General features: G+C 69.9%; 24 protein-coding genes. 14 read left to right on the plus strand and 10 right to left on the minus strand.

The window, feature by feature from the left end:
• The first annotated feature begins 50 nt into the window (after positions 1–50).
• Positions 51–1622, plus strand: coding sequence for a glycosyltransferase family 39 protein (locus BHQ18_RS03685; RefSeq protein ID WP_069412211.1), 1572 nt, complete (start codon positions 51–53; stop codon positions 1620–1622).
• A gap of 3 nt (positions 1623–1625) precedes the next feature.
• On the opposite strand, the gene BHQ18_RS03690 is transcribed toward BHQ18_RS03685, so the two are convergent.
• On the minus strand, positions 1626–1853 hold the full coding sequence (locus tag BHQ18_RS03690) for a hypothetical protein (protein WP_069412212.1): 228 nt from the start codon (positions 1851–1853) through the stop codon (positions 1626–1628).
• Positions 1854–1941: 88 nt separating this feature from the next.
• Between BHQ18_RS03690 and BHQ18_RS03695 the strand changes: the two genes are divergently transcribed.
• Together BHQ18_RS03695 and ilvA are read left to right on the plus strand one after the other, a co-directional pair.
• The gene (locus BHQ18_RS03695; protein ID WP_069412213.1) at positions 1942–2379 is read left to right on the plus strand and encodes a nitroreductase family deazaflavin-dependent oxidoreductase; all 438 of its coding nucleotides are present in this window, start codon (positions 1942–1944) and stop codon (positions 2377–2379) included.
• Positions 2380–2424: 45 nt separating this feature from the next.
• The gene (gene ilvA / locus BHQ18_RS03700; protein ID WP_069412214.1) at positions 2425–3705 is read left to right on the plus strand and encodes a threonine ammonia-lyase IlvA; all 1281 of its coding nucleotides are present in this window, start codon (positions 2425–2427) and stop codon (positions 3703–3705) included.
• Here ilvA and BHQ18_RS03705 read toward each other — a convergent pair.
• Genes BHQ18_RS03705 through BHQ18_RS03725 form a run of 5 tightly spaced genes read right to left on the minus strand, consistent with a single transcriptional unit; the run spans position 3679 to position 12533 of the window.
• Complete coding sequence (locus tag BHQ18_RS03705) at positions 3679–4116, minus strand: hypothetical protein (RefSeq protein ID WP_069412365.1); 438 nt, start codon at positions 4114–4116, stop codon at positions 3679–3681. The genes ilvA and BHQ18_RS03705 overlap by 27 nt on opposite strands.
• A 38-nt stretch (positions 4117–4154) precedes the next feature.
• Complete coding sequence (gene treZ, locus BHQ18_RS03710) at positions 4155–5918, minus strand: malto-oligosyltrehalose trehalohydrolase (protein ID WP_069412215.1); 1764 nt, start codon at positions 5916–5918, stop codon at positions 4155–4157.
• Positions 5911–8202, minus strand: a complete 2292-nt coding sequence (gene treY / locus BHQ18_RS03715) for a malto-oligosyltrehalose synthase (protein ID WP_069412216.1) — start codon at positions 8200–8202, stop codon at positions 5911–5913. Before treY ends, treZ begins: the two co-directional genes overlap by 8 nt.
• Before the next feature lie 3 nt (positions 8203–8205).
• A complete protein-coding gene (gene glgX / locus BHQ18_RS03720; protein ID WP_069412217.1) occupies positions 8206–10356 on the minus strand; it encodes a glycogen debranching protein GlgX in 2151 nt (716 codons plus the stop codon).
• On the minus strand, positions 10356–12533 hold the full coding sequence (locus tag BHQ18_RS03725; protein WP_069412218.1) for an acetyltransferase SucT: 2178 nt from the start codon (positions 12531–12533) through the stop codon (positions 10356–10358). Before BHQ18_RS03725 ends, glgX begins: the two co-directional genes overlap by 1 nt.
• A 23-nt stretch (positions 12534–12556) precedes the next feature.
• Here BHQ18_RS03725 and BHQ18_RS03730 point away from each other — a divergent pair, with 23 nt between their 5' ends.
• The 4 genes from BHQ18_RS03730 to BHQ18_RS03745 are packed head-to-tail and all read left to right on the plus strand — an operon-like array spanning position 12557 to position 16203.
• Complete coding sequence (locus BHQ18_RS03730) at positions 12557–13852, plus strand: adenosylmethionine--8-amino-7-oxononanoate transaminase (protein WP_109789178.1); 1296 nt, start codon at positions 12557–12559, stop codon at positions 13850–13852.
• Between the two features lie 25 nt (positions 13853–13877).
• Positions 13878–15023: an 8-amino-7-oxononanoate synthase gene (locus BHQ18_RS03735; RefSeq protein WP_069412220.1), complete on the plus strand. Its 1146-nt coding sequence runs from the start codon at positions 13878–13880 to the stop codon at positions 15021–15023.
• Positions 15020–15679, plus strand: coding sequence for a dethiobiotin synthase (gene bioD / locus BHQ18_RS03740; protein ID WP_069412221.1), 660 nt, complete (start codon positions 15020–15022; stop codon positions 15677–15679). The genes BHQ18_RS03735 and bioD overlap by 4 nt, the downstream gene beginning before the upstream one ends.
• Before the next feature lie 2 nt (positions 15680–15681).
• Positions 15682–16203: a 2'-5' RNA ligase family protein gene (locus BHQ18_RS03745; RefSeq protein ID WP_069412222.1), complete on the plus strand. Its 522-nt coding sequence runs from the start codon at positions 15682–15684 to the stop codon at positions 16201–16203.
• Here the strand turns inward: BHQ18_RS03745 and BHQ18_RS03750 are convergent.
• Complete coding sequence (locus BHQ18_RS03750; RefSeq protein WP_069412223.1) at positions 16196–16774, minus strand: TetR family transcriptional regulator; 579 nt, start codon at positions 16772–16774, stop codon at positions 16196–16198. The two genes, BHQ18_RS03745 and BHQ18_RS03750, sit on opposite strands and share 8 nt — an antisense overlap.
• Before the next feature lie 48 nt (positions 16775–16822).
• Here BHQ18_RS03750 and bioB point away from each other — a divergent pair, with 48 nt between their 5' ends.
• Genes bioB through BHQ18_RS03765 form a run of 3 tightly spaced genes read left to right on the plus strand, consistent with a single transcriptional unit; the run spans position 16823 to position 18667 of the window.
• Positions 16823–17818: a biotin synthase BioB gene (bioB, locus tag BHQ18_RS03755; protein ID WP_069412224.1), complete on the plus strand. Its 996-nt coding sequence runs from the start codon at positions 16823–16825 to the stop codon at positions 17816–17818.
• Between the two features lie 24 nt (positions 17819–17842).
• Complete coding sequence (gene bsaP / locus BHQ18_RS03760; RefSeq protein WP_069412225.1) at positions 17843–18034, plus strand: biotin synthase auxiliary protein BsaP; 192 nt, start codon at positions 17843–17845, stop codon at positions 18032–18034.
• Positions 18035–18667, plus strand: coding sequence for a DUF2567 domain-containing protein (locus BHQ18_RS03765; RefSeq protein ID WP_069412226.1), 633 nt, complete (start codon positions 18035–18037; stop codon positions 18665–18667).
• Here BHQ18_RS03765 and BHQ18_RS03770 read toward each other — a convergent pair.
• Both BHQ18_RS03770 and BHQ18_RS03775 read right to left on the minus strand, forming a co-directional pair.
• Positions 18630–19967 (minus strand): lipase family protein, encoded by a 1338-nt coding sequence (locus tag BHQ18_RS03770; RefSeq protein WP_069412227.1) that lies wholly within the window; start codon positions 19965–19967, stop codon positions 18630–18632. The two genes, BHQ18_RS03765 and BHQ18_RS03770, sit on opposite strands and share 38 nt — an antisense overlap.
• A 42-nt stretch (positions 19968–20009) precedes the next feature.
• On the minus strand, positions 20010–20675 hold the full coding sequence (locus BHQ18_RS03775) for an NUDIX hydrolase (protein ID WP_205866038.1): 666 nt from the start codon (positions 20673–20675) through the stop codon (positions 20010–20012).
• A 75-nt stretch (positions 20676–20750) separates the two neighbouring features.
• On the opposite strand from BHQ18_RS03775, the gene nadA reads away from it, so the two are divergent.
• Genes nadA through BHQ18_RS03795 form a run of 4 tightly spaced genes read left to right on the plus strand, consistent with a single transcriptional unit; the run spans position 20751 to position 24757 of the window.
• Positions 20751–21794 carry a quinolinate synthase NadA gene (gene nadA / locus BHQ18_RS03780; RefSeq protein ID WP_069412366.1) on the plus strand — a complete coding sequence of 348 codons (1044 nt, stop codon included), beginning with the start codon at positions 20751–20753 and terminating at the stop codon, positions 21792–21794.
• Positions 21791–23368: an L-aspartate oxidase gene (locus tag BHQ18_RS03785; protein WP_069412229.1), complete on the plus strand. Its 1578-nt coding sequence runs from the start codon at positions 21791–21793 to the stop codon at positions 23366–23368. Before nadA ends, BHQ18_RS03785 begins: the two co-directional genes overlap by 4 nt.
• Complete coding sequence (nadC, locus tag BHQ18_RS03790; protein WP_069412367.1) at positions 23368–24225, plus strand: carboxylating nicotinate-nucleotide diphosphorylase; 858 nt, start codon at positions 23368–23370, stop codon at positions 24223–24225. Before BHQ18_RS03785 ends, nadC begins: the two co-directional genes overlap by 1 nt.
• Positions 24226–24271: 46 nt before the next feature.
• Positions 24272–24757 carry a hypothetical protein gene (locus BHQ18_RS03795; RefSeq protein WP_069412230.1) on the plus strand — a complete coding sequence of 162 codons (486 nt, stop codon included), beginning with the start codon at positions 24272–24274 and terminating at the stop codon, positions 24755–24757.
• Here the strand turns inward: BHQ18_RS03795 and BHQ18_RS03800 are convergent.
• Positions 24738–25319 (minus strand): TetR/AcrR family transcriptional regulator, encoded by a 582-nt coding sequence (locus tag BHQ18_RS03800; protein ID WP_069412231.1) that lies wholly within the window; start codon positions 25317–25319, stop codon positions 24738–24740. The genes BHQ18_RS03795 and BHQ18_RS03800 overlap by 20 nt on opposite strands.
• Between the last annotated feature and the right edge of the window lie 31 nt (positions 25320–25350).

Genomic DNA, 25350 nt, shown 5'->3' on the forward strand with positions numbered 1-25350 from the left:
GGCACGGTCACCCGGGGGGGTGATAGTGACGGTGCCTTGGGGGGAAGCGGATGAATTCCGCCGTTGTATTCGATCGCGTGACAAATGCGGCCAGGGAGCGGCGCGCTGCTGCATCTGACGCCGCGCTCGTAGGACTGGGTGCATTTCTGGTCGGTCTGGCCGGCGCGCATCAGCCATCGTTCTGGAAAGACGAAGCGGCCACCATCTCGGTGGCGACGCGCGCGCCTTCGCAGATGTGGGAAATGCTCTCCTCTGTCGACGCTGCGCACGGCTTGTACTACTTCCTGATGCACGCCTGGTTCGCGATGGTCCCTGTGACAGAGTTCTGGGCGCGTGTGCCGAGCGCTGTGCTGATCGGTGTCGCCGCGGCCGGCGTGGTCGTGCTCGGTCGTCTGCTGTCGTCGCGGTACGTCGCTGTTGCTGCCGGCGTCGCGTTCGCGGTGCTGCCCCGTACCACCTGGGCCGCGGTCGAGGCACGCTCCTACGCGCTGACGATGGCGATTGCGGTGTGGCTGACGGTGCTCTGCGTCATCGCGACACGCAGGAACCAGCCGTGGCTGTGGTTGGCCTACAGTGCCAGCCTGGCGGCCGCGACGGTTGCCAACCTGTTCCTGCTCCTGATGGTCTGCGCCCACGTTGCAGTGGTCGCCGCAACGGCGAACTCGAAGCGAGCGAAGGCAGCCGCCGGATTCGCCGCGATGTTGGGCGTGGCCCTGGCGGCCCCGTTCCTGCTGCTCGTGCGCTCACAGCTGACCGCTTTCAACTGGATTTGGCCGATCGGCCCGGCGACTATCGGCCAAGCCCTCGGTGATCAGTACTTCCCCGCCGTGTACTCCAGCAGGCACCAGGCGCAGGACCCGGACCAGACACAGCTCACGCCGGAGATGATCGACGCGACCGTACGGTCCTGGGCGTTGGTGGCGCCGGTGCTGCTGGTCGTGGTGATCCTCGGTGTGGTCGCTGTGCGTAACCGACGAAACGCCCAGTTCGTCGCGGGTTCGCGACCGAGGGTGCTGGTGGCGGTGAGTGCAGCCTGGATCGTCGGCCCGACAACGGCGATGGTGATCTACTCCTTGGTGCAGACGCCGGTGTATGTGCCCCGCTACCTGTCGTTCACCACGCCGGCGGTCGGGTTGCTGATCGGACTCGCCGCGGCCGTGGCGGGGGTGCACGCCAGACGGATAGCGGCGATCATCGCGATACTCGTCGTCGCCTCGGTGCCGAACTACCTCGCGCAGCGAAGCGCGTACGCCAAATTCGGGATGGATTACAGCCAGGTCGCGGACCTGGTGGAGACCGCATCGTCACCGGGCGATTGCCTGGTCATCGATGACTCCGTCGAAGAAACCAAGCAACTCAAGTCGGCACGCCCGGATGCGTACCCGCAACTAAGGGACATCGGGCAGGACAAGGACGGCGCCGAACTCAGGACGTGGTCGGAGTCGCGGTTGCCGGCGTCGGCCTGGGCGCCGAGAGTGACAACCTGCCCCCGCGTCTGGATGATCACGCATCGGGATGCCGCAACGGTGGGGGAAGTCTCGAACATCGTTCGTAGCCACGGGTTCCGCGTCGAGCAGCGATGGGAGTTCAACCTCCATCAGGTGGCACGGCTGAAGCGTTGAGCCCTATCGGGTGGCGGCGCAGAACGCGCTGAAGACCACCCACGTGACGGTGCCGACACCGGCCCCGGCGAGCACCGCGGTCGCGGCCGTCGTCGTCGCCACACCGACCACCAGCGCCACCACCGCGCCCAGCACGAGCGCGATCACCTTGTAGGCCGGCCACGGCACCCCGGCGACGTTGACATCACAGGCCACGCGGGCGGCCGTGGTGCGGAAGTCGGCGGTGGTCATGGCTCCAACGATAGCTCGTAACTCAAGTTTCGGCCAGCCGAAACACCGCGTGAGGTCTGTCGCATGACGGGCGGTTTAGTCTGGTCACATGCCACTCTCCGGAGAGTATGAGCCGAGCCCGTGGGACTGGGTGCGCGAGCACGCCGACAAGATCGAGGAGACCGGCAGCACGGCCGGCATCGAACTCAAGGGCAAGCCGCTGATCCTGCTGACCACCGTCGGCGCCAAGACCGGCAAAATCCGCAAGACGCCGCTGATGCGCGTGGAGCACGACGGTGAGTACGCGGTGGTGGCCTCGTTGGGCGGCGCCCCGAAGAACCCGGTCTGGTACTACAACGTCAAGGCCCATCCGCGGGTGGAACTGCAGGACGGGCCGGTGACCAAGGAGTACGACGCGCGCGAGGTCTCCGGCGACGAGAAGGCGGTGTGGTGGGAGCGCGCGGTCGCGGCGTGGCCGGACTACGCCGAGTACCAGACCAAGACCGACCGCCAGATTCCGGTGTTCGTGCTCACTCCGGTCGGCTGACGGTCCGATTCAGAGGTACGGCCAGGTTGGTGGCACTATTGACCGGTGTCCGCTGAACTGAGCCAGACCCGGAGCACGTCGCCGCTGACCGCGGCCGATGTCGACGAGGCCGCTCAGCGAATTTCCGGCGTGGTGCTGCGCACCCCGCTGCAGCTCAGCGACCGGCTCTCCGCCGTCACCGGTGCCACGGTGTACCTCAAGCGCGAGGACCTGCAGCCGGTCCGGTCCTACAAGCTGCGCGGCGCCCACAACCTGCTGATGCAGTTGTCCGCCGACGAGCTCGCCGCCGGGGTGGTCTGCTCGTCGGCAGGCAACCACGCGCAGGGCTTCGCGATGGCCTGCCGGTCGATGGGTGTGCGCGGCCGTGTCTACGTGCCGGGCAAGACGCCCAAGCAGAAGCGTGACCGCATCCGCTATCACGGCGGCGAGTTCATCGAGTTGATCGTCGTGGGGCGCACCTACGACGATGCGGCGGCCGCCGCGCTCGACGACGTCGCCCGCACCGGCGCCACGCTGGTGCCGCCGTACGACGATCTGCGCACGATGGCCGGGCAGGGCACGATCGCCGCCGAGATCCTCGACCAGCTCGACGGTGAACCCGATGTGGTGATCGTCCCGGTCGGTGGCGGCGGCTGCGTCGCGGGCATCACCGCCTACCTGGCGGAGAAGACCACCAACACCTCGGTGCTCGGCGTCGAGCCGGCCGGAGCCGCGTCGATGATGGCGGCGCTGGCAGCCGGCGAGCCGGTGGTGCTCGACGAGGTCGACCAGTTCGTCGACGGCGCCGCGGTGAACCGCGCGGGCGCGCTGCCGTACCGGGCGCTGGCCGCCGCCGGCGACATGGTGTCGCTGACCACCGTCGACGAGGGCGCCGTGTGTACCGCGATGCTCGACCTGTACCAGAACGAAGGCATCATCGCCGAACCGGCGGGTGCGCTGTCGGTCGCGGGCCTGGTGGAGGCCGAGATCGAACCCGGCTCGACCGTGGTGTGCGTGATCTCCGGCGGCAACAACGACGTGTCGCGCTACGGCGAGGTGCTCGAGCGGTCGTTGGTGCACCTCGGGCTCAAGCACTATTTCCTCGTCGACTTCCCGCAGGAACCCGGGGCGCTGCGCCGGTTCCTCGATCAGGTGCTCGGCCCGAACGACGACATCACGCTGTTCGAATACGTCAAGCGCAACAACCGCGAGACCGGTGAGGCGCTGGTCGGCATCGAACTAGGGTCGGCCGCCGATTTCGACGGTCTGCTGCAGCGGATGCGCGCCTCCGACATCCACGTCGAGGCGCTCGAACCGGACTCACCGGCCTACCGGTACCTGCTCTAACAGATCCAGCGACTCGTCGTGGGCCCGGAAGATCGGCTCGATGTCGACCCGGTGGCGCCGCGCGGCCTCGATCAGCAGCGCCGCCCATTGCCGGTCCAGGCCCGACACCGGCCCGACCCCGGGCCGGGTGAGCAGCAGCGCCACCGAGGTGCCGTCCGGGAAGTCGGCCAGGACGTCGCGGACTCCGGTCATCACCTCGTCGGCGAGATCGGCGTTCGCGGTCGCCCGCAGCTCGACCTGGCTGAGCGCTTTGATCATTCGGCGGTCGGGGCCGACGAACCCGACCCACAGCAGGCGTTGACCGAATCCCAGTTCACCCATGAGTGCGCGCCAGCGCTGGCCCATGTCGGCGGTGGAGTGGATCGGGTCGGTCGCGGTCTCGATCGGCGGCGGCAGGTACGGATGCGTCATGACACCGAGCATCACCCGCACGGCGCCCGAAGCGGTAATCAGTTATCCACAGGGCGTCCGGTTGTGGATGACGACTTGACAACGGCGAACGAATGCCCCTCGAGCCGAGTCGATTCGGCGGACACGACGGGCTCGCCCCAGGCCAGCACCACGGCGCCGGTGACCGGCACCTCGACCGGTTCCGGGCCGAGGTTGCACGCGATCGTGAACGCCCCGCGGTGCATCGCGAACCAACGGGCATTCTCGTCGTAGTCGACCTTCAGGTTGTCCAGCCACGGGTCGGACAGGTCGGACTCGCTGTGCCGCAACCTGATCAGCTCGCGGTAGACCCTGCGCAGCCCGCCGTGCTCACCCTCGTCGATCTCGTCCCACTTGAGCTTCGAGCGCAGGAACGTCTCGGGATCCTGTGGATCCGGGATGTCGTCGGCGTCCCAGCCGTGTTCGGCGAACTCCCGTTTGCGTCCTTCGGCGGTGGCCCGTGCCAGTTCGGGCTCCGGATGCGAGCTGAAGAACTGGAACGGCGACGACGAACCCCACTCCTCACCCATGAAAAGCATTGCCGTGTAGGGGGAGAGGATCGCCAGCGCGGCCTTGACCGCGAGCTGGCCGAATGTCAGGTTCTGCGACGGGCGGTCGCCGACGGCGCGGTTGCCCACCTGGTCGTGGGTCAACGTGTACGCCAGCAGCCGGGTCGCGGGGATGGTGGAGGTGTCCAGTGGACGCCCGTGCCTGCGGTGCCGGAACGACGAGTACGTGCCCGCGTGGAAGTACCCGTGGGTGAGCGTCGCGGCCAGCGCCTCCAGCGTGCCGAAATCGCCGTAGTAGCCCTGTGTCTCGCCGGAGACCGCGGAGTGGATGGCGTGGTGGATGTCGTCGTCCCACTGCGCGGTCATTCCCAGCCCGCCCCGGTCCCGCGGAGTGATCAGCCGCGGGTCGTTGAGGTCACTCTCGGCGATCAGCGACAGCGGCCGGCCGACTTCGGTTGCCAGCGCGTCGGTTTCGGCGGACAACTCCTCGAGGATGTGGATCGCTGTGGTGTCGACCAGCGCGTGCACCGCATCCAGCCGCAGCCCGTCGGCGTGGAAGTCGCGCATCCAGCGCAGCGCACAGTCGAGGATGTAGCGGCGCACCTCGTCGGCGTCGGCGTCGGCGATGTTGATCGACTCGCCCCACGGGTTGCTGCCCGAGGACAGGTACGGACCGAACTTCGGCAGATAGTTGCCCGACGGGCCGAGGTGGTTGAACACCGCGTCGATCAGCACGCCGAGACCGCGTCGGTGACAGGCGTCGATCAGCCGGATCAGTGCGTCCGGCCCGCCGTACGGTTCGTGCACGGCGTACCACAGCACCCCGTCGTACCCCCAGCCGTGTGTTCCGCCGAACGCATTGACCGGCATCAGCTCGACGAAGTCGATGCCGAGATCGACCAGGTAGTCCAACTTCTCGATCACCGCGTCGAACGTGCCCTCGGGGGTGAACGTGCCGACGTGCAGCTCGTAGATCACCGCACCTTCGATCGAGCGGCCGGCCCAGTCGCCGTCGCTCCATGCCGACGGGTCCGGTTGCCACAGCTGCGATCTGTCGTGCACGCCGTCGGGCTGGCGGGGTGAGCGGGGGTCGGGCAGCACCTTGGGGTGCTCGACATCGAGCTGGTCGAGGACGAAGCCGTACCGCGCGTCGGCCGCCGCGTCGACCTCAGCGCGCCACCACCCGTCATCGGAGCGGACCATGTCGTGCAGTGTGCCCTCGACGTCGAGCCGGACCAGCTCGGGGCGCGGCGCCCACACCGCGAACTCAGTCATCGGCGCGCTCCAGCAGTGTGACGGGAAGTTCGGTGAACAGTTCGGCCACCGGCACGGTGCCGCGGTGGGCGCGACCGGAGATGCGGTCCGTCCACGCGCCCGCGGGAAGCGTGATCGACGTGTCGCCCCAACCGGTTTCGGACAGCCGCACCGAGTGGCGGGTCACCGCGGTCAGCACCTCGCCGCCGCGCAGGAACGCCACCACATGATCGGCGGCCTGGCCGTCGGCCAGCACCGGCAGGTAGCCGCCGTCGGCGAACACCGCGGGACGGTCCCGCCGCAGCGCCAGCGCCGCGGACACCACCCGCAGTTTGGGATGCCGGCGCGCGGCCAACGCGTCGCGGCGGGCGGAGTAGTCGACGGGTCTGCGGTTGTCCGGGTCGACGAGGCTGTCCTCCCACAGTTCGGTGCCCTGGTAGACGTCCGGGACACCGGGCGCGGTCAACGCCATCAGCTTCTGGCCCAGCGCGTCGCTGCGGGCGTGCAGGTCCAGGCGCGCGACCAACGAGGTCATCTCCGCCGCCACCGGACCGTCGAGCACGGCGTCGACCCACTCGTGCACGCCGGTTTCGAAGGCGGTGTCCGGATCGTTCCACGACGTGTGGGTGCCGGCCTCGCGGATGGCCTTCTCCGCGTAGGCGTGCAGCCGCCCGCGCAGGTCGTCGCTGATCTCACCGTCGACCGGCCAGACCCCGAAGATGTTCTGCCACAGGAACAGCCCGGTTCCGGCGTCCGGCGGGGGCGCCGCCGGCGTCCACTTGCCGATCAGCTCCGCCCACAGCGAGGGCACCTGCGAGAGCACACCGATGCGGGCGCGCACATCCTCACCTCGCTTGGTGTCGTGCGTCGACAACGACACCATGGCGTGCGGCCACAGCTGCGCGCGCACCGCGGCCCGGTGGTGCAGTTCGGCGACCGACACCCCGAAGTGATGCGGTTCGGAGCCGACCTCGTTGAGCGACACCAGCCGGGCGTCGCGGTAGAACAGGCAGTCCTCCATCGACTTGGCTGTCGACGCGCCGCACAGCTGCTGCAGCCGCACCCCGGTCTCCGGCCCGCGCGCCAACGCCGAGCTCAGAACGGCCAGCGCGGGTGCCAGATCAGGTTCCTGCGAGGCGGTTTCGGCGATCGCGGCGGGCAGCACCCCGGATAACGAGGGGTAGTCGGACCGGTAGACCCCGACGCGGCTGAGCAGGGCGGCGATCGCGGGGGGCAGGTCGTCGTGATCGGTGCCGGCGGCGGCGACAACGGTGCGCCGCAGCCGGGCCAGCTCGCTGCCCAGCGTCTCGGTCATGGCCTGCGCCTTGAGCGTTTGCGCGGACTCGCCGACCGCGCGATAGCTGACCCCCGTCGATTCGAACAGTTCGGTCAGCGCGCGCTCGCCGGTGGGATCGATGAACACGCCGCCGATCTCGCGCATCGCGTCGTACCCGGTGGTGCCCTCGACCGGCAGGTCGAGGTCCAGCGGTTCGTCGGCGGCCAGGATCTTCTCGATCACGATCCAGGCGTCGGGTCCGGTGATCTCCCGCAACCAGCCGAGATATCCGGCGGGGTCGGACAATCCGTCCGGGTGGTCGATGCGCACGCCGTCGACGAGCCCCTCGGTGAACCACCGCTTGACCTCGACGTGCGTGGCGTCGAACACCGCGCGGTCCTCCTGGCGCAGGCCGGCCAGCGAGGTGATCGAGAAGAACCGGCGGTAGCCGCAGATACCGTTGCGCCAACCGATCAGGTGGTAGTGCTGTCGGTCGTGCACCTGCGGACCGGTGCCGTCCGCGGTGCCGGGTGCGATCGGGTACACCAGGTCACCGAGCCGCAGCACCGGTTCGGCGCCGCTGTCGTCGACCACGAGATCGTCAGCGTCGCTGTCGGATCCGAGCACGGGCAGCACGACACGCCCGCCGTCGAGATCCCAGTCGATGTCGAAGTAGGACGCGTACGACGAACCCCGCCCGTGCTTGAGCACATCCCACCACCACGGGTTTTCCCGGGGCTTCTCCACCCCGACGTGGTTGGGCACGATGTCCACGATCAGGCCGAGACCCTTGGCGCGGGCCGCGCGCGACAGTTGTTCGAACCCGTCGCGGCCACCCAGTTCGGGCGAGATCTCGGTCGGGTCGGTGACGTCGTAGCCGTGGGTGGAACCCTCGGCGGCGGTCAGGATCGGCGACAGGTACAGATGCGAGACGCCTAGCGCGGCATAGTAATCCAGCAGGTCCTGCGCGTCGGCGAAAGTGAAGGCGTCACCGCGCATCTGAAGGCGGTAGGTCGACAGGGGAGCCATGGCTCAGGCCGTCTTGCGCAGAACGAGCAGCGACCGGGGCGGCAGCGTGATCTTCTCGCCCGCGGTGGCGGTCAGATCTGTTTCACCCCTGCCGTCGGAGGTGTCCAGCGCCGCGGTCCACTCCGCGGCGTAGCTTTCGGACGGGGCGACGAAGTCCTGCGGATGGTCGTGGGCGTTGAAGCACAACAGGAACGAGTCGTCGACGACCCGCTCGCCGCGCTCGTTGGGCGCCGAGATGGCGTCGCCGTTGAGGAACACCGCCACGCACTTGCCGAGCCCGGTGCCCCAGTCCTCGAGCGTCATCTCCTCACCGGCCGGCGTCAGCCAGGCGATGTCGCGGACCTGGTCACCGCTGCGGATCGGCTTGCCCTCGAAGAAGCGTCGGCGACGGAAGACCGGGTGCTCGGTGCGCAACCGGGTGACCGTGCGGGTGAACTCCAGCAGATCGGCGTTGGTCTCGCACAGCGACCAGTCCATCCACGCCGTCTCGTTGTCCTGGCAGTAGACGTTGTTGTTGCCGTCCTGCGTGCGCCCGATCTCGTCGCCGTGCGAGATCATCGGGGTGCCCTGCGACACCATCAGCGTGCCCATGATGTTGCGCATCTGCTTGGCCCGCAGCGCGTTGATCTCCGGATCGTCGGTCGGACCTTCGACACCGCAGTTCCACGACCGGTTGTGGCTCTCGCCGTCGCGATTGTCCTCGCCGTTTGCTTCGTTGTGTTTCTCGTTGTACGACACCAGGTCGTTCAGCGTGAAGCCGTCGTGGCACGTGACGAAGTTGATGGACGCGCTGGGGCGCCGGCCGGTGGCCTCGTAGAGATCAGAGGAACCGGTCAGCCGCGAGGCGAACTCGCCGAGGGTTGCGGGTTCGCCCCGCCAGTAATCACGCACAGTGTCGCGGTACTTCCCGTTCCATTCGGTCCACAAACCTGGGAAGTTGCCGACCTGGTAGCCGCCTTCGCCGACGTCCCACGGTTCGGCGATCAACTTGACCTGGCTGACCACCGGATCCTGTTGCACCAGGTCGAAAAACGCGCTCAGCCGGTCCACGTCGTAGAACTCGCGGGCCAGCGTCGCGGCCAGGTCGAAGCGGAACCCGTCGACGTGCATGTCGAGCACCCAGTAGCGCAGCGAGTCCATGATCAGCTGCAGGGTGTGCGGGTGCCGGGCGTTGAGGCTGTTGCCGGTGCCGGTGAAGTCCTTGTAGAGCCGCAGGTCCCCGTCGAGCAGTCGGTAGTAGGCGGCGTTGTCGATACCGCGGAAGTTCAGCGTCGGGCCCAGGTGGTTGCCCTCGGCGGTGTGGTTGTAGACCACGTCGAGGATGACCTCGATGCCGGCCTCGTGAAACGACCGCACCATCGTCTTGAACTCGGCCACCGCGCCGCCGGCGTGCTTGTTGGCCGCGTACTCGTAGTGCGGTGCGAAGAAGCCGAAAGTGTTGTAGCCCCAGTAGTTTCGCAGCCCAAGGTCGACGAGCCGGTGGTCGTGCAGGAACTGGTGTACCGGCATCAGCTCGATGGCCGTGACATTGAGCGACCTCAGGTGGTCGATGATCGCCGGGTGACCGAGCCCGGCGTAGGTGCCGCGCAGTTCTTCGGGGATGCCGGGGTGGGTCTGGGTCATGCCCTTGACGTGCGCCTCGTAGATCACCGTCTCGTGGTACGGGGTGCGCGGCGCCCGGTCCGACGCCCACTGGAAGAACGGGTTGATCACCACGCTGGTCATGGTGTGGCCCAGCGAGTCGACACGCGGCGGGGTGCCGCCGGACGCGAGGTCCTCGGCGTCGAGGTCGTAGGAGAACAGCGCCTGGCTGAAGTTGAAGTCGCCGTGGAACGACTTGCCGTACGGGTCGAGCAGCAGCTTGCTCGGATCGCAGCGGTGCCCGGACGACGGGTCCCACGGGCCGTGCACCCGGAAGCCGTAACGCTGCCCGGGGGTCACCGTCGGCAGGTAGCAGTGCCAGACGTAGCCGTCCACCTCGTCGAGGTCGATCCGCTCCTCGCGGCCGTCCTTGCCGATCAGGCAGAGTTCGACGCGCTCGGCGACTTCGGAGAACAGCGAGAAGTTGGTGCCCGCCCCGTCATAGGTGGCGCCGAGGGGATAGGCGGTTCCCGGCCACACGGTGGGTACCGAGGCCGGCTCGTCCGATGTCATCAGTCAACCCACCAACCGGTGGCGTCGGCGATCTGGCGACCCAGTTCGGGCGCCATCGTGCGCATGTAGGTCTTGGAGATGTGGTGAGCGTCGTGATACAGCAGCACGTTTCCCTCCACTGCGCGGCAGATGTCCTTGCGACACACCGCATCACTCATGTCGAGCGGCTTGAGCAACGGGAACTGCTTGACGATGTCGAGTGTGGGGTTGTGTTCTGACAGTACGTCGGATCGGCGGGTTCCGCACGAGATCGCGTCGCCGCCGTCGGCCAGGCAGTCGGCGGCGAAGAACGGCTCCCCGTTACGCACCAACCACGGGGTGTCGCGCATGGCCAGGATCGGAATGTCGTTGTCGGACAACTCCCGCCAGATCCCGACATAGGTGGACGGCATCACGTCGCCGGCCCGGATGTTCCACGGCCGCGTGGACGTGGTGAACACGTAGTCCGGCCGGTCGTCGATGATCTCGGACATCACCCGCTGGTTCCACTCGTGGCACTTCGGGTACGGGCGGTTGTCGCCCATCACCAGCGGCACCTCTTCGGTGGTCAGCGGGCAGCCCATCTTCAGATAGGTGGTCACCTTGAACCGGTGCTGCTTGCCGAGCAGATCGAGCGCGGTGATCCAGTGTTCGGCGTGTGAGCCGCCGGCCAGCGCGATGGTGCGCTTGGCGTCGGGGTCGCCGTAGGTGCAGGTGATCACGTCGACGTTGTCGAAGTCGCTGATGCAGCCGTCCTCGGTGGTCTGCGGCAGGTCGTTCTTGGCCTCCAGCACCGTCGGGCGCATCGGCAGCTTGGGCACCTTGGCCTTGCTCAGCAGAGCCGCGGCGCCCGGGTAGTCGTCGGTGGACAGCCCCGCGAGTTCCTCGCCGTTGGCGCGCTGCACCACGACGTGCTCGCGCCACGTGAACGACGTCGCGGTCAGCGCCACCCCGAGCAGCGCCACCACCGAGCCGAGCACGATCGTCGGCCTGCGCCGCCGCCTGCGCACCGGCACCGGGGCCGTCGGCGCCGCCGATGACCGGTACCGCAGCGGATTCTCGATGTAGCGGGTGGTCAGCCACGCCAGTGCACCGGAGACCAGCAGCACGACGGCCCCGTCGAGGAAGCTGGCGCGGGTGCTGCCGGTGTAGGACAACCAGAAGATCAGCAGCGGCCAGTGCCACAGGTACAGCGAGTACGCCATCGAGCCCAGCGACACGAACGGCGCGGTGGCCAGCAACCGGTTGGGCAGCGGCATCCGGCCCGTAGTGTGCGGGTCGGCCACCCGGTTGGCCGCCGACAGGATGAACAGCACCGTCGCCCCGACCGGCACCAGCGCCCGGGGACCCGGGAATTCCTTGACGCCGTCGATCAGCGCGCCGCACGCCAGGATCGCCGCCAGCGAGACGACCGCCAGCGAGGTGCGCAGCCACATCGGCATCCGCAGGTGGGAGACGAACGCGCCGACGAGCGCCCCGAGCAGCAACTCCCAGGCGCGGGCGAAGCTGTTGTAGTAGGCGGTGGCCTGATCGGCGTCGTGCGCGATGATCGCGTACACGAACGACGCGATGGTCAGCGCGCTGAGCAGCAGCACGAAGGCCAGCCGCATGTGTCGGCCGAACACCCGCCGGAACAGCACGGCGGTGCCGAAGATCAACGCCAGGAACGCGATGTAGAACTGGCCCTGCACCGACATCGACCAGATGTGCTGCAGCGGGCTGACCGCCTCGCCGGCGCGCAGGTAGTTCGACGCGGAGTTCGCCAGCTCCCAGTTCTGGTAGTAGCCGAGGCTGGCCAGGCTTTGATCGGCGTAGGTCTCCCACCGGGTCTCGGGTTGGATCAGGATGGTCAGCACCGCGCCCGCGGCGAGCACCACCACCAGGGCGGGCAGCAGCCGGCGGATCAGCCGGGTCACCTCGGGCACCGGCCACAGCGACGCGCCGGGCGTCATCGCGGTGCGCAGCAGCCGGCCGCCGAAGAAGAAGCCCGAAAGCGCCAGGAACACGTCGACCCCGCCGGAGACCCGGCCGAACCAGACGTGGAACACCGCGACCAGGGCGATCGCGATGCCGCGCAGTCCGTCGAGATCGTGCCGGTAGGACGCCGTTCCGCGGGTGCCGCCAGGGGCTTTCGCGGCGCGCGACGGTGAGCCCCGATCGGTGACGGGCGCCGGCCGGGGAGGGGCGAGGGTCATCATGGTCGACCGATAATCTACCGAAGGTGCCAGCCATGACGCCTGCCGAGATCAGCGCGGTCGATGCCGCCCACGTCTGGCATCCGTACAGCACGATCGGTGCCGAGGCCCTCGCACCCGTCGTCGCCACCGGTGCCCGCGGGGCCTGGCTGACCCTGCACCACGACGGTCGGGAGCTGGAAGTTCTCGACGCGATGGCGTCGTGGTGGACGGCGATCCACGGGCACGGGCACCCGGTGCTGGACGCGGCGATCACCTCGCAGCTGGCCACGATGAACCACGTCATGTTCGGCGGGCTGACCCACGAACCGGCGGCCCGGTTGGCGCAGTTGCTGGTCGAGATCACCCCCGACGGCCTGGAGACGGTGTTCTTCAGCGACTCCGGGTCGGTGTCGGTGGAGGTGGCGGTCAAGATGGCGCTGCAGTACTGGCGCAGCCTGGGCCGCGGCGGCAAGCACCGGCTGATGACGTGGCGCGGCGGCTATCACGGCGATACGTTCACCCCGATGAGCGTGTGCGACCCCGAGGGCGGCATGCACGGGTTGTGGACCGACGTGCTGGTCGCCCAGGAGTTCGCGCCCGCGGTGCCCGGTGACTACAGCTCTTCCTACGTCGCGGATTTCGAGCGGCAACTGGCTTCCCGCGCCGACGAACTGGCCGCGGTGATCGTCGAGCCTGTCGTGCAGGGTGCGGGCGGGATGCGGTTCCACGACCCCCGCTATCTGAGTGACCTGCGCGAGATCTGCTCCCGGCACGAGGTGCTGTTGATCTTCGACGAGATCGCCACCGGGTTCGGCCGCACCGGTGAGTTGTTCGCGGCCGACCACGTCGGCGTGTGCCCGGACATCATGTGCGTGGGCAAGGCGCTGACCGGCGGCTACATCACGCTGGCCGCCACGCTGTGCACGGGCGAGATCGCCGAGACGATCAGCACCCGCGAGCCCGGCGCGCTGATGCACGGGCCGACGTTCATGGCCAATGCGCTGGCGTGTGCGGTCGGGGTGGCCTCGGTCGAGGTGCTGCTCGGCTCGGACTGGCGCTCGTCGGTGCGGGGTATCGAGGCCGGGTTGCGCGAGGGTCTGGCCCCCGCCGCGGACCTTCCCGGGGTCGCCGACGTGCGGGCGCTCGGGGCGATCGGGGTGATCGAGATGGAGCATCCGGTCGACCTGCGGGTGGCCACCCCCGCGGCGCTGGAACAGGGTCTGTGGCTGCGGCCGTTCCGCAACCTGGTCTACGCGATGCCGCCCTACATCTGCACACCCGAGGAGATCGCCGCGATCGGTGCGGGCATGGTCGGCGTCGCCCGCGCACTGATAACCTGAACACCGTTCAAGTTACGGAGGCGCCATGATCCGCGCAGGTCTTTCCCCGCTGGCCTGGCTCGACGATGTCGAGCGGCAGCGGCGTGCCGACGGCCTGCGCCGGTCACTGCGGACGCGCCCGCCCGTCGGCGCCGAACTCGACCTCGCCTCCAACGACTACCTCGGCCTGTCGCAGCATCCCGCGGTGATCGAGGGCGGTGTGTCGGCGCTGCGGACCTGGGGTACCGGCTCGACCGGATCTCGGCTGGTCACCGGGAACACCGAACTGCACGAGGGCTTCGAGCAGGCGCTGGCCGCGTTCGTCGGCGCCGAATCCGCGCTGGTGTTCTCCTCGGGTTACACCGCCAACCTCGGCGCGGTCGTCGCGCTGTCGGGCGCCGGGTCGCTGGTGGTGTCCGACGCGCTGACCCATGCCTCGCTGGTCGACGCGTGCCGGTTGTCGCGGGCGCGGGTGGCCGTCACCCCGCACCGTGACGTCGCCGCGGTGGACCGGGCGCTCGCGTCGCGCAGCGAGGAACGGGCCGTCGTGCTGACCGACTCGGTGTTCTCCGCCGACGGGGTGATGGCGCCGCTGCGCGCGCTGCACGACGTGTGCCGCCGCCACGGTGCGCTGCTGATCGTCGACGAGGCGCACGGCCTCGGCGTGCGCGGCGCCGGTGGCCGGGGCCTGCTGCACGAGGTGGGCCTGGCCGGCGCGCCCGACGTGGTGATGACGACGACGCTGTCGAAGGCGCTCGGCAGCCAGGGCGGAGTGGTGCTCGGCCCGGCGGCGGTGCGCGACCATCTCATCGACGCCGCGCGCCCGTTCATCTTCGACACCGGCCTGGCCCCGGCCGCGGTCGGCGCGGCGTGGGCGGCGCTGGAGGTGCTGATCGCCGAACCGTGGCGCGCGCGGGCGGTGCTCGAGCACGCCGCCGAACTCGCAGAGATCTGCGAGGTGCCCGAGAGGCCGGAGTCGGCGGTGGTGTCGGTGATCCTCGGCGAGCCCGAGGTGGCGTTCGGCGCCGCGGCGGCCTGCCTCGACCGCGGTCTGCGGGTCGGGTGTTTCCGGCCGCCAACCGTGCCCGCCGGGACGTCCCGGTTGCGGCTGACCGCGCGGGCATCGCTCACCGAGGACGAAATGTCCTCGGCGCGTGCGGTTTTGACCGACGTACTCGCTGCCCGCCGGTGAGCACGCTGATCGTCACCGGCACCGACACCGGCGTCGGCAAGACGGTGACGACGGCGGCGCTGGCGTGCCGTGCGCGGCTGGCCGGGATCGATGTCGCGGTCAGCAAGCCGGTGCAGACCGGCGCCCCGCGCGACGACGACCTCGCCGATGTCGCCCGGCTGTCCGCAGTGGTAAAGCTCTCGGGCGGCTGGCGCTATCCCGAACCGCTCGCACCGCGCGCGGCCGCCGAACGGGCCGCGATGGCGCTGCCCACCCGTGCCGAGCTCGTCGCATCCATCCCTCGTGCCGAACTGGTGCTGGTGGAGGGTGCCGGTGGTCTGCTCGTCGAGATCGGCGCCGGGACGACGGTGCGTGACCTCGCCGAGGACCTGTCCGCGCCGGTGCTGGTGGTGGTCTCCGCGGGGCTCGGCACCCTCAACCACACCGCGCTGACCCTGGAAGCACTCGCGGCCCGGGGCGTCGCATGCGCGGGACTGGTGATCGGCGCGTGGCCCAGGGAGCCCGGTGTGGCCGAGATGGGCAACCGTGAGGCGCTGGCAACCCTGGCGCCGGTGCGCGCAGTACTGCCCGCAGGGGCCGGTGCGCTGTCGGCAGCCGAGTTCGAGGCGACGTGCGCGGCGGCGTTCGACGCCGACTGGATCGCAAACCTGGTGTAGCCGTGGTGCATTCGGTGGAGGTGGTGTTCGACGCGGACACCGACGCCGCGGTCCGCGCCAGCTGGGACGACCTGACGCGGGCCGGTGTGCGCAGCCAGGCCGGCCACACGTCGCCGAGCAACCGGCCGCACGTGACGCTGACCGTCGCCGACGAGATGGACGACGCGGTGAACACCGCGCTGCGGCCGGTGGCAGAACAGCTCCCGCTGGCCTGCACGATCGGGGCGCCGATGCTGTTCGGCGGCCGGACATTCACACTGGTCCGCCTGGTGGTGCCGTCGGCCGAATTGCTGGCGCTGCATGCGCACGTACACCGGATCTGCCTGCCGCACATGCCGAACGGTCCGCTTCCGCACGCCGCACCCGGGCACTGGACACCGCATGTGACGCTGGCCCGCCGGGTCCCGCACGACCAACTGGCGGCCGCGCTGGCGGTGAAATCGGTGCGCCGCGACCTAACCGGCCGCATCGTCGGGTTGCGGCACTGGGACGGCGACAACCGCGTCGAGCACCCGATCAGGTGAGCGCGGTGTCGGCGACGCCGATGCCGCCCAGCAGCAGGCCGACCCCGAACCGGAAGCGGGCCGAGCCGTCCGCGGCGAGCACCGACTGGTCGTCGGGGAGCGCCGCGCCCGCGGCGTCCCACTGCAGCCGGGACTGCTCGTCCACGGTGAAGCCGAGCACGTAGTACACGATCGTGCGGGCGGCCAACTCGGCGTGGGCGTCGTCGACCCCGGCCTGCGCGGCCGCCTCCGTCAGCCCCGACACGATGACCTTCATCGCTGCGGACTGCCCGGCGGCGAAGCTGGCCGACACCAGTTCGGCGCCGTCGGTGTGCGACAGCAGCGCGTCGCGCAGCGCGGCGCAGGTCTGCCAGACCCGGTCGCGCCAGTCTCCCGCCGGTTCGGACACGGGCTCGAGGATGCGGTCGGCGACCGCGCCGAGCAGCTGCTGCTTGTTGGCGAAGTGCCAGTACAGCGCGCCGGGGGAGACCTCGAGCTCACGCGCCAGCCGCCGCATCGTCAGGTCGGCGATGCCGTAGCCGTCCAGAAGCCTGGTCGCCGCCTCGACCACGTCGCGTTTGTGGAGCTGCACGCCAGTACCTTAACCTGAACACCGTTCAAGACACGGAGGAGCGATCAGTTGAGTGACATTCTGGCAGTGGCCCGCGAGCAGGTGCTCGAGCGCGGCGAGGGCCTGAACCAGGAGCAGACGCTGCAGGTGCTGCAGTTGTCCGACGACCATCTCGACGAGCTTCTCTCGCTTGCGCACGAGGTACGGATGAAGTGGTGCGGTCCGGACGTCGAGGTCGAGGGCATCATCAGCCTCAAGACCGGCGGGTGCCCGGAGGACTGCCACTTCTGTTCGCAGTCGGGCCTTTTCGCATCGCCGGTGCGCAGCGCGTGGCTGGACATCCCGAGCCTGGTCGAGGCCGCCAAGCAGACCGCCAAGACCGGCGCGACCGAGTTCTGCATCGTGGCCGCGGTGCGCGGGCCCGACGAACGGCTGCTGGCCCAGGTCGCCGCGGGCATCGAGGCGATCCGCAACGAGGTCGACATCCAGATCGCCTGCTCGCTGGGCATGCTCACCGAGGAGCAGGTGCAGCGCCTGGCGGACATGGGCGTGCACCGCTACAACCACAACCTCGAGACCGCGCGGTCGTTCTTCACCAACGTCGTCACCACCCACAGCTGGGAGGAGCGCTGGGACACCCTGCAGATGGTCCGCGACGCCGGCATGGAGGTGTGTTGCGGCGGCATCCTCGGCATGGGTGAGACGCTCGAGCAGCGCGCCGAGTTCGCGGCCAACCTCGCCGAACTCGACCCGCACGAGGTGCCGCTGAACTTCCTCAACCCGCGTCCGGGCACGCCGTTCGGCGACCTCGAGGTGCTGCCGGCGTCCGAGGCGCTCAAGGCCGTCGCGGCTTTCCGCCTGGCGCTGCCGCGCACCATGCTGCGGTTCGCCGGCGGCCGCGAGATCACGCTCGGCGACCTCGGCGCGAAGCAGGGCATCCTCGGCGGCATCAACGCCGTGATCGTCGGCAACTACCTGACCACGCTGGGCCGGCCGGCCGAGTCGGACCTCGAACTGCTCGAGGACCTGCAGATGCCGATCAAGGCCCTCAACGCCAGCCTCTGACGGCCGGGCGTAGATACTGCGTAGATGGCGTTCAACGTCTACACCGGCGAACCCGACGGCACCGCGGTGCCCACCGCGGCCAGCCTGGGCCTGGAGCCGCCGCGGTTCTGCGCCGAGTGCGGTCGTCGGATGATCGTGCAGGTCCGGCCCGACGGCTGGTCGGCCAAGTGCTCCCGGCACGGGTTCACCGACTCCAAGGACCTGGAGCAGCGTTAGATGAATGGCATTGCCGCACCGCGGTATTCACGCAGACGCGCGGTGCTGACCGTGATCGCCGGGCTCGCCGGCGCAGGTGCGGTGGTGGGGGCGCTGTGGGCGTGGCTGGCGCCGCCGGTGCGCGGCGTGGTGGCGCTGGCCCGCGACGGCGACCGGATCCGCGCCTACCTGGGCAACGAGGGTGACAACTTCTTCGTCGCCGCCTTCCTGCTGGTGGGCATGCTGTGCGTGGTGGCGACGATCGCCGCGGTGCTGGTCTGGCAGTGGCAGGCCCACCGCGGGCCGGCGATGATGGCGGCGCTGACCGTCGGCGCCATGACCGCCGCGGGCGTCGCCGCGGGGGTGGGTGCGCTGCTGGTGCACCTGCGCTACGGGACCATCGACGTCGCGGCCGCGCCGGTCTCCCCGGAGCACCGGGTGCATTACGTGGCGGAAGCGCCCGCGGTCTTCTTCGGGCACTCGCCGCTGCAGGCGGCGTTGACCATCCTGTTCCCGGCCGCGGTCACAGCGTTGGTCTACTCGCTGATCGCGGTGGCGACCGCACGGGACGACCTCGGCGCCTGGCCGCCCGTCGATGCGGCGTGGGCGCCGCCGGTCACAGCGGAGTCCGCTCCACCTTCCGCCCCGTCATGACCTTGACGGCGATCTTCACCAGCCGCGTCATCCCCACGTAGGTCATCGGGTTCAGCAGCGTCGGCCAGGTGGTCCGCACGATGTGCTCGGAGACGGGCTTGCCGTCGAACCGGTCGATCAGCCAGCGCAGCGCCATCGGCGCCGACATGGGGTGCAGCAGCATGTGCTCGCTGAACAGGTCGCGGTGATAGGTCACCGACGCGCCGCCGGACCGGTAGGTCTCGGTCAGCTCGTCGATGTCGTCGACCGAGACGATCCGGTCGTGCACGGCCTGCACGATCAGCACCGGCGGGGTCGGCACCGCCGTGCCCAGCTTGATGCTGTCGAAGACCTGCTTGACCTCGGGCATGTCGAGGATCTCGTTGAGCGGCCGGTCGACCAGCCGGCCCATGTCCATGCCCGCGAACCGCAGCACCGCCTGCGCGGTGGTCATGTTCTCGACCCGCAGCAGCATCGCCTTGCCGGCGTCGGTGGCGTGCTCCTGGATGACGCGGTTGAGCTCCGGGTAGACGTGCGTCAGCGCCGCCACCACCATCGCGGGCAGCCCGGAGTACAGGCTGCCGTTGAGCCGGCGGTAGGCGTGCCCGAGGTCGCCGACCGGCGAACCGAGCACGGCGCCCACGATGTTCAGCTCCGGTGCGTACTGCGCGTGCATCTCAGCGGCCCACGCCGTCGCCAGCCCGCCGCCGGAGTACCCCCACAGGCCGATCGGTGACGATTCGCGCAGGCCGAGCCGTTCGCAGCTCAGGGCCGCGCGCAGGCCGTCGAGGATGCGGTAGCCCGGTTCGTACGGGGTGCCCCAGGTGCCGTGCGGGCCCTCGTGGTCGGGCACCGAGACCGCCCAGCCCTCGGCGAGCGCGGCCGCGATCAGCAGGAACTCGAACTGGGCCAGCGCGCCGGGCGCGAGCGCCTTGCGCCGCAGGGCGTAGGACGGGAAACAGCGCGAGCTCACCGCGTCGATCGCGCACTGGTAGGAGATCACCGGTACGACGGCCCGGTTCGCGCGGTCGGCGGGTGCGATCACCGTGGTGACGGTGGCCTCCGGTGCGCCGTTCATGTCCGTGGTGCGGTAAAGCAGCTGGGTGGCGGTGAACTTCTGCGGGATAAGCCCGAGAAACGCCAGCTCGACGTCGCGGCTGCGCAGCACGGTGCCCGGTGCGGCGTGCTGGAAGCCGCTGGGCGGCCGGTAGAACGGATCGTCGGCCGGAAGCTGCGGGCGGGAGCGCCGGGCCAGGTCCTCGTGCGGTGTCTGGCCGATCCATTCGGCACCGGAGGCCGGCGCGGCGTTGCCCGAAGTCATCCGGCCATTGTTACTTAAGGAAGTCTTAAGAAGCCAGCCGACTCACCCGGGCGGGCGCAGCGCGGCGAACTCGTCGGTGACGCGGTAGCGGGATTCGGTGAACCGGTACAGCGCGGCGGGACGGCCGCCGCTGCGGCCCGAGCGCGCGGTGGTGCCGGTCCTGGTGATCACCTTGCGGCGTTCGAGCACCCGCTGCAGGTTGGTGGCGTCGACGGGGTGACCGAGCGCCGCGCTGTAGATGTCACGCAGCGCCGACAATGCGAATTCCATTGGGGCCAAGGCGTATCCGATGTTGGTGTAGGAGAGTTTGGCGACCAGCCGGGTGCGCGCGTGCTCGACCATCGTGCCGTGGTCGAACGCCATCGGCGGCAGGTCGCTGACCGGGTGCCAGCGGGTGTCGGGTGGCAGTTCGGGCGTCGCGGGGGAGGGCACCAGTCCCAGGAACGTCGACGCGATCATGCGCACCCCGGGCACCCGGGCGGGGTCGCTGAACGCCGCGAGTTGTTCGAGGTGAGCAACTTCACGCAGGTCGACCTTCTCGGCCAGTTGGCGCCGAACGGAGTCGGTCATGTCCTCGTCGTCGCCGAGACGGCCACCGGGCAGCGACCACTTGCCGCGCTCCGGATCGAGTGCACGCTGCCACAACAGCACGTGAAGTGCTGGTTTCTCCGACGCGCCGGCGCGAACCTGGAACACGGCGGCGAGCACTTCGTGGGCGGTGCTAGTATGTGCCATGTTTTCGATTGTAAGTCGAAAACTTGAATCGGGATGAAGGAGGCGGCCATGACGGTTCTGGACCGTATGCCCGCGGACGATCTGACAGGCCGGATCACCGACGGCCCGGCAGGCTTTTCAGGCGTCGACGGCGACGAGTGGTGGGCCGCCGAAGTGCGCCGCCTGGCCGATCAGCGCGGCGCGACGCTGCTGGCGCACAACTACCAGTTGCCGGCCATCCAGGACGTCGCCGACCACGTCGGTGACTCGCTGGCGCTGTCGCGGATCGCGGCCGAGGCCCCGGAGGACACCATCGTGTTCTGCGGTGTGCACTTCATGGCCGAAACCGCCAAGATCCTGTCTCCGGACAAGACCGTGCTGATCCCGGATCAGCGGGCGGGATGCTCGTTGGCCGACTCCATCAGCGCCGACGACCTTCGCGCGTGGAAGGCCGACCACCCCGGCGCGGTGGTGGTGTCCTACGTCAACACCACCGCGGCGGTGAAGGCCGAGACCGACATCTGCTGCACCTCGTCCAACGCGGTGGAGGTGGTGGCCTCCATCCCCGAGGACCGTGAGGTGCTGTTCTGCCCGGACCAGTTCCTCGGCGCCCACGTCCGCCGGGTCACCGGCCGCACCAACATGCACGTGTGGGCCGGCGAATGCCATGTGCACGCCGGGATCAACGGCGACGAGCTGGCCGACCAGGCCCGCGCGCACCCCGATGCGGAGCTGTTCGTCCACCCCGAATGTGGCTGCGCCACTTCGGCGTTGTACCTCGCCGGTGAAGGCGCCGTACCCGAGGAGCGGGTGAAGATCCTGTCTACCGGCGGCATGCTCGACGCCGCCCGCGAAACCGGCGCACGCCAGGTGCTGGTCGCCACCGAGGTCGGCATGCTGCACCAACTGCGCAGGGCCGCACCGGATGTCGACTTCATGGCGGTCAACGACCGGGCTTCCTGCAAGTACATGAAGATGATCACGCCGGCGGCGCTGTTGCGCTGCCTGGTCGACGGCAACGATGTTGTCGACGTCGATCCCGAGACCGCCCGCCTGGCCCGCGCCAGCGTGCAGCGGATGATCGAGATCGGGCAGCCCGGCGGCGGCGAATGACACGGGCCGCGGGTCAGGGTCCGGGCTGCGGGTCCGGCCGCTGGGCCGGGCACTGGCAGCAGCGCGCGGATGTCGTCGTCATCGGCACCGGGGTCGCCGGACTGGTGGCGGCACTGTCCGCGCACCGTCGCGGCCGCAAGGTCGTGGTGCTCAGCAAGACCGGTGAGACCGCGACGTTCTACGCGCAGGGCGGTATCGCGGTGGTGCTGCCGGACGCCCTGCGCGATGCGGGCGACTCGGTGGACACGCACGTCGCCGACACGCTCGCCGCGGGCGCCGGGCTGTGTGACCCGGAGGCCGTGCGCTCGATCGTCGCCGACGGCTACCGCGCCGTGCGCGACCTCGTCGACGCGGGAGCCCGGTTCGACGAAGCCGCAACCGGATCCTGGTCGCTGACCCGCGAGGGCGGTCACACCCGGCGCCGGATCATCCACGCCGGCGGGGACGCCACCGGCGCCGAGGTGCAGCGCGCGCTCAACGTCGCCGCCGCCACCCTCGACATCCGGCACAACCACGTCGCGGTGCAGATCCTGCACGAGGCGGGCGCGGTCACCGGGGTGCTGGTGCTCAACGACGACGGGCCCGGCGTGGTGCACGCGCCGTCGGTGATCCTGGCGACCGGCGGTCTGGGGCAGCTGTATTCGGCCACCACCAACCCCGGCGGCTCGACCGGCGACGGGGTGGCGCTGGCGGCGTGGGCCGGCCTGGCGGTCGCTGACCTCGAGTTCATCCAGTTCCACCCGACCATGCTGTTCGACGGCGACAACGCGGGCAGGCGGCCGCTGATCACCGAGGCGGTTCGCGGCGAGGGCGCCAAACTCGTTGATCTGCAGGGTAGTTCGGTGACCGCCGGCGTGCATCCGATGGGCGATCTGGCGCCGCGCGACGTGGTCGCCGCCGCCATCAACGCCCGGATGGAAGAGACTGGCGCGCCGTGCGTGTTCCTCGACGCCCGCGGTATCGACGGGTTCACCGCCCGCTTCCCGACCGTCACCGCGGCCTGCCGGGCGGCCGGTATCGACCCCGTGCTCGAGGCGATCCCGGTGGTGCCCGGCGCGCACTACAGTTGCGGCGGCGTTCGCACCGATGTGCACGGGCGCACCGACATGGCGGGCCTGTTCGCCGCGGGCGAGGTCGCGCGCACCGGCATGCACGGGGCGAACCGGTTGGCCTCCAACAGCCTGCTCGAAGGCCTGGTCGTCGGCGCACGCGCGGGCCGGGCCGCCGCCGTGCACGCCGGTGATGCCGGCCCGACGACCGCGGCGCCGCCGGAACCTGCCCTGCGGCACGCACTTGCCCGGCGCGACCTGCAGCGCGCGATGACCAAGCACGCCGGGGTGGTCCGCGACGGCGACGGATTACGGCTGCTGACAAAGGAACTGGACACCGCACGGCCGCGCCCGGTCGATTCCCGGGCCGCGTTCGAAGACGTCGCGCTGACCACCGTCGCCGCCTCTGTCGCCGCGGCGGCGATGGCGCGCACCGAGACCCGGGGTTGCCACCACCGGCGCGACTTCCCCGACACCACAGCCGAAGTCGCGCCCGCCCTGGTCGCCGCGGAGGCGTGCTGTTGATGGGCCTGACATCTGACGAACTCGCCGAGGCGCGACGGGTCATCGCCCGCGCCCTGGAGGAGGACCTGCGCTACGGACCCGACGTCACCACACAGGCGACCGTGCCGCCCGACGCGCGCACCACGGCGTCGATGGTGGTCCGGGAGCCGGGCGTGATCGCAGGCGTGGAGATCGCGCTGCTGACCCTCGACGAGGTGCTCGGTCGCGACGGCTACCTCGTCAAGGACCGCGTCGAGGACGGCGCCCGACTCGAACCCGGCGCCGCGGTGCTGACCGTCGAGGCGCCCACCCGGGGTCTGCTGACCGCCGAGCGCACCACGTTGAACCTGGTCTGCCACCTGTCGGGGATCGCGACCGCGACCGCCGCCTGGGTCGACGCGGTGGCCGGCACCGACGCCAAGATCCGCGACACCCGCAAGACGCTGCCCGGTCTGCGGGCGCTGCAGAAGTACGCGGTGCGGGTCGGCGGCGGCGTCAACCACCGGATGGGCCTGGGCGACGCGGCGCTGATCAAGGACAACCACGTCGCCGCCGCCGGTTCCGTGGTGGCCGCGCTGCGGGCGGTGCGCGCCGCGGCGCCCGACATCGAGTGTGAGGTCGAGGTCGATTCGCTCGAGCAACTCGACGAGGTCTTGGCCGAGGACGTCGAACTGGTGTTGCTGGACAACTTCCCGGTCTGGCAGACACAGATCGCGGTGCAGCGCCGCGACGCCCGGGCCCCGGCCACCAAGCTCGAGTCCTCCGGCGGGTTGTCACTCGACAGCGCAGCCGAATACGCCGGTACCGGCGTCGACTACCTCGCGATCGGTGCGCTCACCCACTCGGTGCGGGTTCTCGACATCGGGTTGGACGTTTAGCGCGCCGCTGCCCGTCCGGGACCGCGCGACCGCTACGATCGCTTGCGTGTATGACGACGACGAGCCACGCCGCTTCAGTTTGCTGACCGTCATCTCGCTCATCATCGCCGTGGTGGCGCTGGGGGTGGCCGGATGGACGCTGTACAAAACCGAGTTCAGCAAGACCGAGTACGACCCGACCCAGATCGCCGACGCCAAGGGCAAGGTGTGCGGCGCGGCCGACGTCGTGCGTCGCGGCATCTCGATCAACACGAACCTGACCCCCGCGGGCGGCCCGCAGGACATCACCGGCGCGCAGGCCGTCGCGGCCAACGCCCGAATCTCGCTCTACGACGGCGGCCAGTACCTGCTGGAGCGACTGGACCCGGCGACGCCGGCCCAGCTCGCCGACAAGGTCCGCGAGTTCGCCAACAACCTGCTCGACATCGGCGCGCACGCGACCGCCGGTGTGCCCAACGACGAACCGGCACAGGCCAAACGGCTCACCGACGCCGATGCGGCCAACACCACGATCACCGAGCTGTGTAAGTAGTCGCCAGCAGCGTTCGGGCGGCCGCCTTGGCCGCCTCGAGCGTGGCGCGGTCACCGGCCACACGCGCCAACATCAGCGCCCCCTCGATCAGCGCGATCAGAGCGAGCCCGGTCCGGTCCGCGTCGTCCTGCGGCCAGCCGTCGGCGCGCAACCGTTCGGAGATGGCGCGCCGCCAGCGGTCGAACACCGCGGCCGACGCGGTGCGCACCGCGGCGCTGGCGTTGACCGACTCGGTGGCGATCGGTTCGATCGGACAGCCGTCGCGCTGGTCGCCGGCCAGCCCGGCGGCCATCAGATCGATCCAGCCGTCGACGATCTCGGTCACCGGCAGGTCGGCGGCCAGGGCCTCACGCAGCCGCCGTTCGATGTCCGAGCCGACCCGCTCGACCACGGCGGCGGCCAGCTGCGCTTTGCCGTCGGGGAAGTGGTGGTACAGCGAGCCGGCCTTGACGTCGGCGGTCTCGAGGATCTGGTTGACCCCGGTCGCGGCGTACCCCTGCCTGCGGAACAGCACCGCCGCGGAGTCGACGAGCGCGCTGCGGCTGCGGTCGGGGCGGGGCATGCCCCGACCTTACTGGAACGGTCACTCAAGA

The organism is Mycolicibacterium flavescens (assembly GCF_001722335.1).
In the GTDB taxonomy this organism is placed as follows: domain Bacteria; phylum Actinomycetota; class Actinomycetes; order Mycobacteriales; family Mycobacteriaceae; genus Mycobacterium; species Mycobacterium flavescens.

Bases quoted from the DNA above. Each gene is read 5' to 3' on its own strand.
- treY (WP_069412216.1), bottom strand. From the start codon at position 8,202: ATGGCTCCCCTGTCGACCTACCGCCTTCAGATGCGCGGTGACGCCTTC.
- glgX (WP_069412217.1), bottom strand. From the start codon at position 10,356: ATGACATCGGACGAGCCGGCCTCGGTACCCACCGTGTGGCCGGGAACC.
- treZ (WP_069412215.1), bottom strand. From the start codon at position 5,918: ATGACTGAGTTCGCGGTGTGGGCGCCGCGCCCCGAGCTGGTCCGGCTC.
- BHQ18_RS03695 (WP_069412213.1), top strand. From the start codon at position 1,942: ATGCCACTCTCCGGAGAGTATGAGCCGAGCCCGTGGGACTGGGTGCGC.
- BHQ18_RS03770 (WP_069412227.1), bottom strand. From the start codon at position 19,967: ATGACTTCGGGCAACGCCGCGCCGGCCTCCGGTGCCGAATGGATCGGC.
- bsaP (WP_069412225.1), top strand. From the start codon at position 17,843: ATGGCGTTCAACGTCTACACCGGCGAACCCGACGGCACCGCGGTGCCC.
- BHQ18_RS03705 (WP_069412365.1), bottom strand. From the start codon at position 4,116: ATGACGCATCCGTACCTGCCGCCGCCGATCGAGACCGCGACCGACCCG.
- BHQ18_RS03725 (WP_069412218.1), bottom strand. From the start codon at position 12,533: ATGATGACCCTCGCCCCTCCCCGGCCGGCGCCCGTCACCGATCGGGGC.
- BHQ18_RS03765 (WP_069412226.1), top strand. From the start codon at position 18,035: ATGAATGGCATTGCCGCACCGCGGTATTCACGCAGACGCGCGGTGCTG.
- BHQ18_RS03685 (WP_069412211.1), top strand. From the start codon at position 51: ATGAATTCCGCCGTTGTATTCGATCGCGTGACAAATGCGGCCAGGGAG.
- BHQ18_RS03690 (WP_069412212.1), bottom strand. From the start codon at position 1,853: ATGACCACCGCCGACTTCCGCACCACGGCCGCCCGCGTGGCCTGTGAT.
- nadC (WP_069412367.1), top strand. From the start codon at position 23,368: ATGGGCCTGACATCTGACGAACTCGCCGAGGCGCGACGGGTCATCGCC.
- nadA (WP_069412366.1), top strand. From the start codon at position 20,751: ATGACGGTTCTGGACCGTATGCCCGCGGACGATCTGACAGGCCGGATC.
- BHQ18_RS03785 (WP_069412229.1), top strand. From the start codon at position 21,791: ATGACACGGGCCGCGGGTCAGGGTCCGGGCTGCGGGTCCGGCCGCTGG.
- BHQ18_RS03800 (WP_069412231.1), bottom strand. From the start codon at position 25,319: ATGCCCCGCCCCGACCGCAGCCGCAGCGCGCTCGTCGACTCCGCGGCG.
- BHQ18_RS03735 (WP_069412220.1), top strand. From the start codon at position 13,878: ATGATCCGCGCAGGTCTTTCCCCGCTGGCCTGGCTCGACGATGTCGAG.